The sequence below is a fragment of the SAR86 cluster bacterium genome (assembly GCA_023703615.1).
GTDB lineage: Bacteria > Pseudomonadota > Gammaproteobacteria > Magnimaribacterales > D2472 > MED-G85.
This window is the reverse complement of sequence record CP097971.1, coordinates 396,097-411,206: the sequence shown is the minus strand read 5'-3', so window position 1 is coordinate 411,206 and position 15,110 is coordinate 396,097. Positions and strand designations below refer to the sequence as shown.

The 15,110-nt window shown below is 31.1% G+C and carries 16 protein-coding genes; 4 read left to right on the top strand and 12 right to left on the bottom strand.

Translation table 11 applies throughout. The features are described from left to right. Position 1: 1 nt before the first annotated feature. Positions 2-904: an SDR family NAD(P)-dependent oxidoreductase gene (locus tag M9C80_02205; protein URQ69989.1), complete on the bottom strand. Its 903-nt coding sequence runs from the start codon at positions 902-904 to the stop codon at positions 2-4. A gap of 126 nt (positions 905-1,030) precedes the next feature. Between M9C80_02205 and M9C80_02200 the strand changes: the two genes are divergently transcribed. Together M9C80_02200 and M9C80_02195 are read left to right on the top strand one after the other, a co-directional pair. Further along, complete coding sequence (locus M9C80_02200) at positions 1,031-2,029, top strand: malate dehydrogenase (GenBank protein ID URQ69988.1); 999 nt, start codon at positions 1,031-1,033, stop codon at positions 2,027-2,029. Next, on the top strand, positions 2,026-2,481 hold the full coding sequence (locus M9C80_02195; GenBank protein URQ69987.1) for a DUF6231 family protein: 456 nt from the start codon (positions 2,026-2,028) through the stop codon (positions 2,479-2,481). Before M9C80_02200 ends, M9C80_02195 begins: the two co-directional genes overlap by 4 nt. A gap of 1 nt (position 2,482) precedes the next feature. Here M9C80_02195 and lysS read toward each other — a convergent pair whose 3' ends face one another. The 11 genes from lysS to rpsP all read right to left on the bottom strand — a co-directional run bounded on the left by lysS (position 2,483) and on the right by rpsP (position 13,180). Then, positions 2,483-3,916, bottom strand: a complete 1,434-nt coding sequence (gene lysS, locus M9C80_02190) for a lysine--tRNA ligase (protein ID URQ69986.1) — start codon at positions 3,914-3,916, stop codon at positions 2,483-2,485. Then, positions 3,917-5,014 (bottom strand): peptide chain release factor 2, encoded by a 1,098-nt coding sequence (prfB, locus tag M9C80_02185; protein URQ69985.1) that lies wholly within the window; start codon positions 5,012-5,014, stop codon positions 3,917-3,919. Positions 5,015-5,016: 2 nt separating this feature from the next. Further along, positions 5,017-6,405, bottom strand: coding sequence for a threonine synthase (gene thrC / locus M9C80_02180; GenBank protein URQ69984.1), 1,389 nt, complete (start codon positions 6,403-6,405; stop codon positions 5,017-5,019). 6 nt (positions 6,406-6,411) lie between these two features. Next, positions 6,412-7,680, bottom strand: a complete 1,269-nt coding sequence (locus M9C80_02175) for a homoserine dehydrogenase (GenBank protein ID URQ69983.1) — start codon at positions 7,678-7,680, stop codon at positions 6,412-6,414. A gap of 3 nt (positions 7,681-7,683) precedes the next feature. Then, positions 7,684-8,865, bottom strand: coding sequence for an aminotransferase class I/II-fold pyridoxal phosphate-dependent enzyme (locus tag M9C80_02170; protein ID URQ69982.1), 1,182 nt, complete (start codon positions 8,863-8,865; stop codon positions 7,684-7,686). 4 nt (positions 8,866-8,869) lie between these two features. After that, positions 8,870-9,583, bottom strand: a complete 714-nt coding sequence (locus M9C80_02165) for a thioredoxin fold domain-containing protein (protein ID URQ69981.1) — start codon at positions 9,581-9,583, stop codon at positions 8,870-8,872. 1 nt (position 9,584) lies between these two features. Further along, a complete protein-coding gene (gene xerD, locus M9C80_02160) occupies positions 9,585-10,475 on the bottom strand; it encodes a site-specific tyrosine recombinase XerD (GenBank protein ID URQ69980.1) in 891 nt (296 codons plus the stop codon). Positions 10,476-10,479: 4 nt separating this feature from the next. Next, positions 10,480-10,854, bottom strand: a complete 375-nt coding sequence (gene rplS / locus M9C80_02155) for a 50S ribosomal protein L19 (GenBank protein ID URQ70191.1) — start codon at positions 10,852-10,854, stop codon at positions 10,480-10,482. A gap of 589 nt (positions 10,855-11,443) precedes the next feature. Beyond that, positions 11,444-12,160 carry a tRNA (guanosine(37)-N1)-methyltransferase TrmD gene (gene trmD / locus M9C80_02150; GenBank protein URQ69979.1) on the bottom strand — a complete coding sequence of 239 codons (717 nt, stop codon included), beginning with the start codon at positions 12,158-12,160 and terminating at the stop codon, positions 11,444-11,446. 2 nt (positions 12,161-12,162) lie between these two features. Then, positions 12,163-12,699 (bottom strand): ribosome maturation factor RimM, encoded by a 537-nt coding sequence (gene rimM / locus M9C80_02145; protein URQ69978.1) that lies wholly within the window; start codon positions 12,697-12,699, stop codon positions 12,163-12,165. Next, on the bottom strand, positions 12,683-13,180 hold the full coding sequence (rpsP, locus tag M9C80_02140; protein URQ69977.1) for a 30S ribosomal protein S16: 498 nt from the start codon (positions 13,178-13,180) through the stop codon (positions 12,683-12,685). Before rpsP ends, rimM begins: the two co-directional genes overlap by 17 nt. Positions 13,181-13,278: 98 nt before the next feature. Here rpsP and M9C80_02135 point away from each other — a divergent pair, with 98 nt between their 5' ends. Beyond that, a complete protein-coding gene (locus M9C80_02135) occupies positions 13,279-13,845 on the top strand; it encodes a hypothetical protein (protein ID URQ69976.1) in 567 nt (188 codons plus the stop codon). A gap of 4 nt (positions 13,846-13,849) precedes the next feature. Continuing rightward, positions 13,850-15,106 carry a CNNM domain-containing protein gene (locus tag M9C80_02130; protein ID URQ69975.1) on the top strand — a complete coding sequence of 419 codons (1,257 nt, stop codon included), beginning with the start codon at positions 13,850-13,852 and terminating at the stop codon, positions 15,104-15,106. Positions 15,107-15,110: the final 4 nt, after the last annotated feature.

Below are 15,110 nucleotides of genomic sequence, written 5' to 3'. Positions count from 1 at the left end.
ACTATTCTTTATTAATCAATTCAAAGAACTTTAACGTCTGTTCTCCTCCATTTTGGAGAGCTCTAGCATCTGTCATATCAGAAATTTTGTCCCAATTTGCATCAATATTTTCTGGAGTCATATCCTCACCCATACCTAAAGATACTCCCATTGTTTCATGAATGAAAATTCTAGAAAATACACCTGCTCCTGCAGCAACAATTGCTCCATTAGGTGCATTTTCACTAGCTAGATAAATCATAGCTGGTGTTATATATTCTGGTTGTAAATTTTTTCCAAAATCTTCAGGGATTAATCCTTCAGTCATTCTGGTATAAGCAACAGGCGTTATTGCATTGGAATAAACATTTTTATTTTGTCCTTCAAGTTTCAGAGTATTCATAAGTCCAACCATTGCCATTTTTGCTGAACCATAATTTGTTTGCCCAAAATTACCAAAAACTCCGCTTGAAGAGCTTGTAAAAATTATTCTTCCATATTCTTGCTCTCTCATAATAGGAAAAATTGTATGAGTACAATTTAAACTTCCTTGAAAATGAACATCCATAACTAAATTAAAATCTTCCATTGTTACTTTATGAAAGCTTTTGTCACGCAGTATTCCAGCATTATTTACCAAGATATCAATTCTGCCCCATTGATCCATTGTTTGATCAACCATAGCTTTCACTGCGTTTAAATCTGTAACACTTGCTCCATTAGCAAATGCATCTCCCCCATTTGATTTGATCAGTTCAACAACTTCATTGGCTGCATCACTAGCACCACTCCCATCGACGGTTCCTCCAAGATCATTAACAACCACCTTAGCGCCTCTTTTAGCAAGCTCTAAAGCATGCTCTTTGCCGATACCTCCACCAGCGCCAGTTACTATTGCAACCTTGTTATCAAACCTTATGCTCATTATATTTCTCCTAAACAATGAAAATTATGAAACTCAGATCGATTATTCTAATCAATATATTAAATTTTTACTATGCAGAGTTTATTTCCTATTATAATTAACATGTAATAAATCTATAAAATAAAAATGAATTCAAAAGTAAAAGTAGTTGTAACTGGTGCTGCAGGACAAATAGCTTATTCTCTAATACCTCGATTAGTGGACGGGCGAACATTTGGCGATAAAATTGTTGATCTTTGTTTAGTGGAAATTCCACAAGTTGTTAATAAGCTTGAGGGTCTGGTTATGGAATTAGAAGATTCATATTTTCCAAATATGGGTAATGTTACTTTCACTGACAATTTTGCTGAAGCAGCAATTGATGCAGATTGGTTTTTATTAGTTGGAAGTATTCCGAGAGGAATTGTTTACGAAGGAAAAAAAATAGAAGAAAGATCAGATCTACTAAAAATAAATGGTGGTATTTTTGTTGATCAGGGCAAATGTATTGGTGAATTTGGGAAGGATAATGCAAAAATTTTAGTTGTTGGAAATCCAGCAAACACAAATGCTTTAATTGGAATGAATTCTGCTGGAAAAAAATCTCAATTGTGGATGGCTATGACAATGCTTGATTCTAATAGAGCAAAATCAGTTATTGCAAAAAAAACAAATTTTAACATTTCAGATATTAAGAATATGGTTATTTGGGGCAATCATAGTCCAACAATGTACCCTGATTGTGAGAATGCTTATATTAAGGGAAAGTCTGCTTCTGAAATTATCAATGACAAAGAGTGGATTGAAAATGATTTTCTACCTGTTGTTCAGCAAAGAGGCAAAGCAGTAATTGAAGCAAGAGGTGCTTCTTCTGCAACATCTGCTGCAAAGGCGGCCTTAGATACAATAATTGCATGCGAAACTCCTACAAGTGATGGTGACTCTTTTAGTGCAGCTATAGCAAGTGACGGTTCATATGGAGCTCCAGAAGGATTGATTTGTGGTTTTCCTTTAATATGTCTACCTAATGGTGAAATTGACATTAAAAGAGATCTAACATTATCTGAGTTAGCAAAAGAAAAATTTAAAATCTCTTTAGATGAACTTGAGTCAGAAAGGAAAGATGTCGAACATCTTTTAAAATGAATACAAAAGAAAAAACTAGAAATGCCTTCCTATTTAATATAATTGAGGATGAAGAATGTATTAATTTATCTTTAATTACTAAGCAAGATGTTTCTAAAATTGCAAAGCGTTTGGAAAAAACAAAAATAAAAAATCTAGTTATTGAGCCAATAATTTCACCTACAAACACCAGTGATGATAATTTGTTTGTAGTGTTTGAAGATATTATGCTTTCTGAAGATGAAATTGGCATGATAAAAAATCTTTTAAGTCAAAAAATTGTAATATTTGGTTCTTTAGAAGCTAATAACGATATGAAGATGACTAAGCTTGGATTTCAACAGGAATTCAAAGACGCAAACAATAATCTTGAGTGTTTTTCATACAACTTAAAAACGTATAACAATAAAAGATCATGGAATAATCCAGAGGGTTGGGCAAATCCAGAAAATTTTGACAAGTTTAGATGGTGATCTAAGATTTAAGTTGTGGAAATAATATAACGTCTCTTATTGATGTTTTGTTAGTAATTAACATCACCAACCTATCCAAACCAATACCAACGCCAACAGCTGGTGGCATACCATGCTCAAGAGCTATTATGTAGTCTTCATCGAATGACATCGCCTCTTTATCTCCTGATTCTTTTGCTTTAACTTGATCTTTAAATCTTTCAGCCTGATCATCAGGATCATTAAGTTCACAAAAACCATTAGCTATTTCTTTGCCGCCTATAAATAGTTCAAATCTATCGGCAATATCTGGATTTTCGTTATTTTTTCTTGATAAGGGTGATACTGACGTTGGGTAGCCAATTACAAATGTAGGTTCTATTAAATTCTTTTCAACTGTTTCCTCAAAAAGATTTAGTAATTGTTTACCGTTCATTTTTTTTATTTCATTTTTTGAAATTTTAGAATTATTCTCAATAACTAAGTCGATTAAATTTGCTTTTTTTATTTTTGATAAATCTATTTCATCCTCTCCCCAAACTAATTTTTTTGTTCCAGCAACTAGTTCAGCAGCCTCAGCAATCATCTTAGCTGTAAATTCTATAGTTTTTTCTAAAGTTGAATATGCTTCATAATATTCGAGCATTGTAAATTCAGGATTGTGTTTTGTTGACAGACCCTCATTTCTAAAACTTCTATTTATTTCAAATACTCTTTCAAAACCACCAACAAGCAATCTCTTTAGATATAGCTCTGGAGCTACTCTTAAGAATAAATCTCTATCAAGCGCGTTATGCTTTGTTATAAAAGGTCTTGCAACCGCTCCACCTGGAATTGGATGCATCATTGGAGTTTCAACTTCTATGAAGTCTCTATTTATAAGAGAAGATCTTAGAGATTCAATGATTTTCGTTCTACTCAAAAAAACATTCTTAGAATCTTCGTTACTCATGATATCAAGATATCTTTGTCTATATTTTGTTTCAATATCCGCCAGTCCTTTGAATTTGTCTGGCATTGGTCTTATGGCTTTAGTTAATAAAACAACGTCGTCTGCTTCAATTGTTAGTTCATTGGTTTTTGTTTTGAACAATTTTCCAGTTACACCAGCAATATCTCCAAGGTCCCATGTTTTAAAATCTTCATAAGCTTCCTCAGGAATGGTATTTTTACTTACATATATTTGAATATCTCCACTTTTATCTCTAATCGTAGCAAAGCTTGCATTCCCCATAACTCGCTTCAGGATAATTCTTCCTGCTATTGAAATATTATTGATATCTTTTTTGGCTAATTCTTCTTTTGAAAAAGAATCATTGTTTGTATGAAGGTCATCAGCGTAATGATTTTTTTGAAAATCATTTATATACGCTTTATTATTTTTTCGAAGAATCTCTAATTTTTTTCTACGTTCATCAATAATTGAATCTTCTCCACCAATATTTTCCTCTGACATTTATACTCCTGCTTTTAAACTTGTTTTCATAAATTCGTCTAAATCCCCATTAAGAACTGCATTTGTATTTCCTGATTCGTATCCTGTTCTTAAATCTTTAATTCGAGACTGATCTAAAACATAGGAACGAATTTGATTACCCCACCCTATGTCTGATTTACTTTCTTCTAGCTCCCTTTTTTCTTCATTTTGCTTATGTAATTCTAACTCGTAAAGCTTAGATTTTAATTGTTTTAATGCACTTTCTTTATTTTTATGTTGTGACCTTCCACTTTGACACTGAGCAACAGTTCCTGTTGGAACATGTGTTAGCCTTACAGCAGAATCAGTTTTATTGACATGTTGACCTCCTGCACCAGATGCTCTGTAGGTGTCTACCCTTATATCAGAATTATTAATGGTAATTTCTATTGAATCATCTACTTCGGGTGAAATAAAAACTGATGCAAAAGACGTATGTCTTCTGTTACCTGAATCGAAGGGAGATTTTCTTACAAGTCTATGAACTCCTGTCTCGGTTCTCAACCATCCATATGAGTGATCGCCTGTTACATGAATTGTAGCTGATTTAATTCCTGCAACTTCTCCGTAAGATATGTCAGTTACCTCTATTGAAAAATCTCTACTTTCTGCCCATTTAGAATACATTCTTAATAACATCTCTGCCCAGTCTTGCGCTTCGGTTCCTCCTGAGCCTGACTGAATTTCAATATAGGCAGATGAAGAATCCATTTTTTTTGTGAACATTTTGCTTAACTCTAAATCATCGACTTGTTTTTGAAGATTTGGATATTCTTTTGAAATTTCTATAACTGATTGTTGATCTGATTCATCAATTGCGATTTCCAAAAGAACAATATTATCTGAAACTTTTTCAAAGACAGATTTAAATAAGTTGATATTTTTTTCTATTGAAGTTTTTTCTTTGTTTATTTTTTGTGATAAATCTAAGTCAGACCATACTTCCTCTTTAGTAAGATCATTTTCAATTTCCTTTAATCTATCTTCTTTTGCAATAAGATTGAATACTCCATCTCTAATTTCTATTAAACGTATTTCAAGATCCTTTAAGGAAGATTTTAGTTCAATTGTATCCATGACTATTTATTATGATCTGAAATAAAATTAAATATCTTCTCCTTGGAAGCAGGTAGATCGAAAAATCGCTCTTCTTTGTTAAATATCAAAGATAGTCTTTCTGGTACGCTTGATATTTTTAAGCTTGCTTCTTCAAGAATTTTAGGAAATTTTGCTGGATGAGCGGTTGCAAGAATAATATTTTTACCAGTATATAAACCTTTGAGCTTCTCTGATGATTCAAGTGCAACAGCGGTATGAGGATCCATCAAGTAATCATATGATTTATAAACATCTCTCATTGCAGTTACAGTTGAGGTATCGTCAACCGTATAGCTTGCAAATAACTCTTTAGATTTTTTCCATAACTCTTTTTCAACACTAATAGGATACTCCGGAAAATTTGAATATAATTCTGAGCATAAATTTGAATCTCTATTCGCATAAAAATCATAAATAAGTCTTTCAAAATTACTCGCTATACTTATATCCATGCTTGGTGAAATTGTTTCTTTAACTACATTTTTTGAATAGTCATTATTCTCAAAAAATCTATGTAATATATTATTGTTATTAACTGCAACAATTATTTTATTGAGAGGCATACCCATTTTAAATGCCGAGTAGCAAGCAAAAACATTTCCAAAATTCCCAGTTGGGACAGAAAAACTTAGTTTTTCTTTAAATTTACTAATTTTTAACGATGCATAAAAGTAATAACATATTTGACCTATTATTCTTACCCAATTAATAGAATTTACAGCTAACAAATATTGATCATTTTTCAGAAATGATCTTACTTTAAATCCCTCTTTAACAATATTTTGACAATCATCAAATGTACCATTTACTTTTAAAACAAATACATTATCTGAATTGACAGTAGTCATTTGTCTTCTCTGTACTTCAGACATATTTCCCTCAGGCAGAAGGATAAAACTTTTTATTGAATCAAATCTTTTGCAAGAGTCAATTGCTGCTGAGCCTGTATCTCCTGATGTGGCTCCTAAAACAATTGCAGTTTTATTTGATCTAATTAAGCTCTCATTAAAAAAACTTGCAGCAAGTTGTAATCCAAAATCCTTAAATGCTGCAGTGGGTCCATGAAAAAGCTCAAGAATGATTTTTGAGTCATCAAGCTCTTTTATTTTTGCCAAATTTGAATCAGAAAAACTATGCCAAGTATTATCAAGTATTTTTTGAACTTGCTCATCGGTAAATGACGATTTTGTATATAAAGGTACAATATATTTTGCAATTTCTATGAAAGAATTCATTTCTTTTAGTTTCGAAATATCTACTTGAGGCCATTCATTTGGCATAAACAACCCTCCATCAGATGCAAGACCTTGCATTAATACCTCTTCAAAACTTTTATTTGAATCTTTGCCTCGAGTACTATGAAATAACATTATGTTTTATTTTTCAATTCTTATAGATCTTACTATTTTAATTGATTCAATCTGAGAGAGTTCATTTAAAAGGGCTTCATGTTCCTTTTCTTGAAATGGATTGGTTACTAGAATTATTGGTACATGATTTTTATCAAGTTTATCTTTTTGAATAATGCTATCTATACCAATGTTATTTTTTGCCATTAAAGAACTAATTGAAGCCATTACACCCGGAATATCCTCTGCTTCAATGTAGAAATAGTATTGAAAAATTAAATCAGTGAATTCGAGAATTGGAATTTGATCATTTTTATTTGATTCGTTTAGTTTTTGCATATTTTCTAAAGAATTTGATAAATAAACTAAATCAGATATTAGCCCAGAAGCTGTAGATTCTTGTCCTGCGCCTGATCCAGCAATATGTATTTTACCAATTAAGTCTGTATCAACCTCGATCCCATTTCTAACTCCTTTGAGATTTGCTAAATGTGAATTTAAGTCTAATAAAGCTGGATGTGCTCGTAACTCTAAATTATCGTCATTGAGTTTTGCTACAGCAAGATGCTTGATTGTATAACCAAGCTCAGCAGCATAACGAAAATCATTTTTTTCAATCTTTGTTATTCCTTCGATATGAAAATTTTTGGGCGGTAATGATAATCCATATGCTAAAGATGCAAGTATACCAATTTTATGAGCAGCATCTGTTCCTTCAATATCAAAAGTGGGATCAGGCTCTGCATAACCTTCTTCTTGAGCATTTTTTAGGGTTGGTTCAAAATCACCTCCATCCTCCATTTTTGATAGAATAAAATTAGAGGTTCCATTTAACATTCCAGATATCTTTGAAATATTATTACCTGCTAACTCTTCTTTGAATAACTTGATGATTGGTGTTCCTGCGCACACTGCGGATTCAAAAAGTATATGAACACCATATTTTTTAGCTTCAGCAAAAATTTCATTACCATGACTGTAAATCACTGCTTTATTTGCAGTAATAACATGTTTTTTATTTCTAATTGCATGAAGAATTAACTCTCTTGCAGTTTCAACACCACCAATAAGCTCAACTAAAACATCAACATCATGATTTACAACTTCGAAAATATCCCTTTCAATGCAAGTATTTCCAGGATCACATTTTGGATTGTCTCTTCTTGCGCCAATAACCTTTATTGAAAATGATGCACCAGAATTCTTTTCTAAAATATCTTTATTAGTATTTAAAGCACTAAAAAGACCGGTAGCTACATTGCCCCAACCACAAATTCCAATTTTTATATTTTTCATTTACTAACCATTGAAAAAATTTCTAATTCCTCTAACTGCTTGTCGCGTCCTGTGCTCGTTTTCAATAAGTGAAAATCTAACATAGTCATCTCCATCTTCGCCAAACCCTGCTCCTGGTGAAACAGCAACCTTTGCATGTTTAATTAATAATTTACTAAACTCCAATGATCCTAAGTCATTAAATTTTTTCGGTATCTTAGCCCAAACAAACATTGTTGCAAGAGGTTTAGTGACATCCCACCCTATTCTATTTAATCCATCGCATAATTCATTTCTTCTATTTTCATATATTTGTCTAATTTGATTCACCTCATTATCACATTCATTAATTGCTTTGATAGCTGCAACTTGAATTGGTGTAAATGTTCCATAATCCATATATGACTTAATTTTTATCAATGCGCCAACCAATTCTTTATTGCCACAACAAAATCCTACTCTCCATCCAGGCATATTATAGGATTTTGATAGAGTAAAAAATTCAACTGCTATATCTTTTGCTCCAGTAACTTGGAGTATTGACGGCGCCTTATAACCATCAAATACAATATCAGCATAAGCCAGATCATGAATTATCCAAATATCATATTTTTTTCCAATCTCAACAATTTTTTCAAAAAAGTTTATTGACACAGCCTCGGTTGTAGGATTAGAAGGAAAATTAATAATTATCATTTTTGGTTTGCTTTTTAGACTTATAATTTTTTTTTCTATGTCCTCTATAAAAGCATCTTCGTTATTTTTTAAACTAATTGAGTGAAGATTTGCACCAGCTATGACAACACCATATGAATGTATTGGATATGTAGGAGATTGCACTAAAACATTATCATCATTTGACAATGTAGCAAGCGCTAGATGGGCAATACCCTCTTTAGAGCCCATACATGTAACAATTTCAGAATCAATATCAAGATCTACTTCATATCTTCTAATGTACCAATCTCTCATAGCAGCTCTTAATTTAGGTAATCCTGCAGATTGAGAGTATCTGTGAGTTGCTGGATTTTTAACAGTTTCTATCAACTTATCTACTACTGGATTGGGTGTTGACTGATCTGGATTACCCATACCAAAATCTATTATGTCTTCTCCATTAGATCTGGCTTTTGATTTAAGTGAATTAATTTCCGCAAAAATATATGGAGGCAGTTTGCCAGCGTTCTTAAATTCTTGATCTGGCATAATTTTATCCTTTTAATCTCTCAAAAAGTTCTGAAGGTGAGAGGTATCCAGGTAAAAGTTTTCCATTTGGCATAATTATCGCCGGTGTTCCATCCACACCAATTTTTTGACCAATTACAAAATGATTTGAAACAGGTTGACTATCACAGAAATTGATTTCAATGTTTTCATCATTTTTTAATTTAGAAATACTATCTCTTTTGTTTTTTGAGCACCAAGCTCCAACCATTTTAGAAAATGACTCTGTGCCAAGTCCTGATCTTGGAAATGCTAGGTAATTAATTGAAATACCTAATTTATTGTAGTCTTCTATTTGACTATGAAGCTTGCGACAATAACCGCAATCAACATCAGTAAAAACTAGTACTGAAAATTTTTCATTTTTAGATACAAATGAAATAAGCTCTCTTTTAGGGATTTGGCTTAAAACTTGCGCTCTTTTTTTATTAATATCAATTTCTGTAATGTTTGTAATACCATCTTTATTTATTTGAAACATATCTCCATAAATAAAATGGCTACCATTTGCTGTCACATATATTGGCTGAATATCACCATAAAAAACTTTAAAAAGACCGTCAATTGAACTTTGTTCAATTTTTTCTATCGTTACATCTGAAGGTAAAATGGAAGCAATTTTTGATTTAATTAATTCCTGATCTGACTCAAGATTCATAAAAAATAATAATAATAAAGATAGTTTTGTTTTTTTTAACATATTAACCTCTAGGGTGATGCTTCTTTAAAATTTCACCTAACCGTTTTTTTGCAATATGAGTATATATTTGGGTTGTTGATAAGTCACTATGGCCAAGTAAAATTTGTACCGATCTAAGATCTGCGCCTCGATTTAATAAGTGTGTAGCAAAAGCATGTCTTAAGGTATGGGGTGAAATTGATGATTTTAATCCCTCTCTATTAAGGTATATCTTTATTCTTTGCCAAAATGCTCCTCTTGTGATTGCAGATCCCCTATTGCTGAGAAAAACTGCCTTAGACTTATCATTTTTTCTTGTATTTAAATACAAATAAATGAATTCCGCTGCTATTTCTCCGAATGGTATTAATCTTTCTTTTGAACCTTTACCAAAAACTTTAACCACACATCTTTTTAGATCAATATCTGTTATCTTTAAATTAACCAATTCACTAATTCGCATTCCGGTGGCATATAACATTTCTATCATAGCTTTATCTCTCATTTCAATAAGCACATCCTTCTTTGGACTATTTAACAAAATTTCTACATCCCTCTCAGACATAGAGATTGGTAAATAATTTGGCTTTTTTGGCATAATTAAATCATCAAATGGTGAAAATTGTATTACCTTTTTTTTTATTAGATATTTATAAAACGTTTTAATTGACGAAATTTTTCTATTAACAGACGAGCTTTTCAAACCATTATTAAATAAATATGATACATAATCATTTGCATTAATTAATTTACTAGTTTTAGGGTGAGTTTTATAGGTATCAAAGCACCATTGATAATAATCTAATAAATCATTTCGATATGAATAGGCCGTATTATTAGATAGACCTTTTTGTATATATAGAAAGTCTAAAAAGGAACTAAGAATTTGATCCTTTTTATGTACATTTTTCATTTATCTAATCAAGTCTTTCTTTAATTCTAGCAGATTTTCCTGATCTTTCTCTTAGATAAAATAATTTAGATTGTCTTACATCACCTTTTCTTTTAATTTGAATTGTGTCTATTAGAGGACTATGTAATTGAAATGTTCTTTCAACACCAATACCACTTGAAATCTTTCTAACAATAAATGATGAATTTAGGCCTCGATTTTTGATACCCATAACAATCCCTTCAAAAGCTTGCAATCGAGTTCTATCACCTTCTTTTACTTTTACTGAGACACTTACAGTGTCTCCAGGTCTAAAGGTTGGTATATCTGATTTTTTTTGTTTATTTTCAAATTCTGAAATTATTTGAGCGGGAGATTTTTCATCTAATGAAACTTCCACTTTGTTAGCAGTCTCTTCTTCAGCTGGAGCTTCTGCTTTTACTTCTTCAGCTGAAACTTCTTCTGCTTGAGCTTCCTCTTGTGATTCTTCAGCAGCTGCTTTTACTTCTTCAGCTGGTGCCTCTTCTGCTGGAGCTTCCTCTGCTGGAGCTTCTTCCTCAGCTGGTGCTTCCTCTGCTGGAGCTTCTACTTTTACTTCTTCTGCTGGAGCTTCTTCTGCTGGAACTTCTTCTGCTGGAGCTTCTTCCTCAGCTGGAACTTCTTCAGCTAGAGCTTCTGCTTTTACTTCTTCTGCAGGAACTTTTTCTGCTGAATTATCCTCTAAATTAAAATGTGTTTTCCAAGATTCTAGTAGTTTTACTTTTGTGAGACTTATATCTAAATCAAGACCAAAATTCTTAGCAGTTTCCACAATATCTGCTTTTTTCAATTTATTCAATGAAGTCAATGAAGGAAGTTCAGAGGCTACGTTTTTAATTTCCTCTTCAGTCTTTTTATCAGATACAGAGCTAATTCCTCCGAATAATCTTGAAAAAAAGCCCTTTTTTTTATTATCGTCGTTATTACTCATAAATCATGCCTGAAAAGTGCTATAGGATATCCTTAGAATGCAATTCTTCCAAGACTTTTTTTTGTTTTTTTGTTAATTCTAATTTATCTAATAAATCAGGCCTTCTTTTATATGTTTGAATAAGAGACTGTTTTTCTCTCCATTCTTGTATTTTTTTATGATTCCCTGAAAGAAGAACTTTTGGTATGTTTTCATTTTCAAATATTTCTGGTCTTGTATAAGTTGGACCTTTCAGCATACCTTTGTAGAAAGTATCGTTAACTAGTGAGTTTTTGTTTCCAAGAGTTCCTGATAAATTTCTTGAAATTGCATCAATTATGCACATTGCTGCTAATTCTCCACCAGTTAAGACAAAATCTCCTAGAGAGATCTCTTCATCAACATATTTATTAATAAATCTCTGATCAATACCTTCATATCTTCCACATATGAAAGTTAATGCATTATTTTTAGTTAATTCAATTACTTTTTTTTGATCAATTTTATTTCCTTGTGGTGACAAGTAAATTACTTTTCCTTTATTTTTTTTTGGAATTCTTAAGAGTGTATCTTTTAATGGTTCTGGCATTAGAACCATACCTTCACCACCACCATAGGGTTTAGCATCTATTTGACCATGTTTGTTTAATGCTTTTTCTCTGAGGTTATAGATATCAACTTTAATAGATTTTGCAGCAACTCCATCATCTAAGGCATTAAATATTTTTGGAAAAATTGTAATAATATTGAAACGCATGACTAATAATTTTTTTCCCAGTCAACTAAAATTAACATTTCTTTAGAAACAATCTCTTTTATATATATGTCTCTTATAAAAGGTATTAATCTATTTTGATTATCGATAGACTCACTTGTGCATTTTACAACTAAACAGTCATTTGAACCAAAGTTGGCAATATCGTCAACAATACCAAGATTTTCATTTTTGGTCTCATTAACAATAGTCATCCCTATTAGTTCATGCCAATAAAAATTATTATCATCTAATTCCGGTAAGTCTGCTTTTAAAATATATATAAGAACATTGGTATATTTTTTTATATCTTCCCTGTTATTTATCTGCTCGATTTTAGCAACAAATTTGGAGTTTATCTTTTTTACATATGAAATATTAAAATCAATAAGTGAATCATTTTCAAAAATAAAATTTGAATAATTAAGAATATTTTCTTTAGGATAAGAGTAGGAATTTAAAAAAAACTCTCCACTTAAGCCCTTGGGCTTACCAATTGATCCAATGCAAATTAAATTTTCAATGTTAATTTTTTTTATCATCTGAAGATTCTTCTTCAGCTGGAGCTTCTTCTTCAGCTGGAGCTTCTTCCTCAGCTGGAGCTTCCTCTGCTGGAGCTTCTTCCTTAGCTGGAGCTTCTTCCTCAGCTGGTGCTTCCTCTGCTGGAGCTTCTTCCTCAGCTGCTACTTCTGCTTCTTTTGCTAACTTTTCTGCAATAGCTACTTTTTTTGCTTCAGATTTAGCTTTTTTTGCATCAAACTTTGCTTGAAATTCTTCTGGAGTCATATTTGCTTCTTTAACAAGTGATTTAACTCTGTTGCTAACCTGAGCACCTTTTTTGATCCATTCCTCTAATTTTTCAAGATCAACTCTTAGTCTTTCCTCTTGTCCATGCGCACTTGGATTAAAAAATCCAAGTCTTTCAATGAATGATCCATCACGAGGTTTTCTTTCATCAGCAACAGTGATGAAATAGTATGGATTCTTCTTTGCTCCGCTTCTAGCTAGTCTAATAATTACCATATTTATATCGTTAAATGTAAAAAAGAAATGTATTTTAGGTTAACCTTGATAATATTGATAGTGTTAATATATAAAGTGTTTATATTTCAGGTTAATTTATGAGTTTTATCACCCAAGTTACAATCTCAATTGTGACTTATTTTATTATAAGATTTTCTGTAAAGGGAGAAAATTCTCTTTATCTGTCAGCAATTATTTCATCTGGAATTTATATTGGTGCATATTTGTACATTTATGATTACATTAAATTTTTACCAACAGTTCATTTTATTGCAGCTGGTTTATGTTTATTGTTTTTATTTATTGCTTATTGTGAAATAGTAATACTCGAGAGAAATATAAAAAAAATTAAAACTGGAAATTTGATTGATATAAATGAATTTTCAATTGAAAAAAACTATAGAATTGTATTTTATTTATTAGGAATTGGGCTTTCGTTTCTAACTATAGCTTTAGTTTCAGGTTTCAGTATACAGTCTAATATTTCTTCGAATTTATTATTAAAAAGTGTTTTTACTGTTATTGCTTGGGTAGTTTATTTATTATCATTAATAATAATGCGTTATTTTAATTTATCTATTAAATTTGCTACTAGAGGCATGCTCGTTTCAATGATCGCTGTTTTAATAGCTTATATTGGAAATTCTTACATAGTTTATAATTAATTTAATGCAAGAAGATCCCTCATTTCTTTTTTTAATACTAGTCTTAATTTCTTTATTAATTTTAAGTGGTTTTTTTTCAGGCTCAGAAACTGGAATGATGGCTGCAAACAAAATTAAGTTAAAGAACCTAGCAAAAAAACCAGACAGAGGCGCAAAAAGGGCATTAAAACTTTTGAAAAGGCCGGATAAGCTTTTATCAACTATTCTAATAGGTAATAATTTTGCAAATATTTTAGCATCTGCAATCGTAACAATAATTATGATAAATTATTTTGGCGGAAACGTTTTATTAGGTTCGGTAATACTAACAATAGTTATTTTAATATTTTCAGAAATTACACCCAAAACTATTGCCGCAATCAAACCAGAAAGCTTCGCTACAAATTCATCAATAATTCTTAAAATACTTCTAAAAATTTTTAATCCATTAATTTATTTAATAAATATTATAAGTTCAAAAATTTTAAGTTTATTTAACATAAGTTCAATTGACTTGGCTGAAAATGATAATCTAAATACTAAAGAACTTAAAACTCTTCTTGAAGAATCTGGAGAGCTAATTCCAAAACAATATAGAGGAATATTATCTTCTGTGCTCGGTATGGAAGAACTTATAGTTGAAGATATTATGATTCCAACCTCTGAAATTATAGGAATAGATATTAATGCAAACAATGAAAATGCAAGAAGTATTGTTGAGTCATCATCCTATTCAAAACTTCCTGTTTATCAAGAAAATATTGATAATGTGATTGGAATTCTACATCTAAAAGATTCTCATTCCTTTTTAGATAATTTTGAAGTAGAAGCAGAAATAAAAGATTTTTTACTTGAAACATATTTTGTTTCTCAATCAACTGAATTAATGAAGCAGTTGCGAGAATTTCAGAAGCTTGATAGAAATATGGCGCTGGTGGTTGATGAATATGGTGAGATTCAAGGTCTTGTAACATTAGAGGATATTTTGGAGGAGATTGTTGGCAAATTTGGTAATGCCAGAGAAGAACTCAAAAAGGAATTTGATATAAAGAAAGATGGCTCAATTATTACAGATGGTAATTCAAGGATAAGAGATTTAAATAATTTTGTTAATTGGAGTGTTCCTGAAGATAGTTCTAAAACAATAAATGGTTTAATAACTGAGTATCTTGATCAAATTCCTCAATCAAGTCTTTGCGTTCAAATTGACAACTATAGATTTGAAGTAATACAAATAGAAGACAACATAATCACGAAAATAAAAATAAAAAAAATTAATTAATATT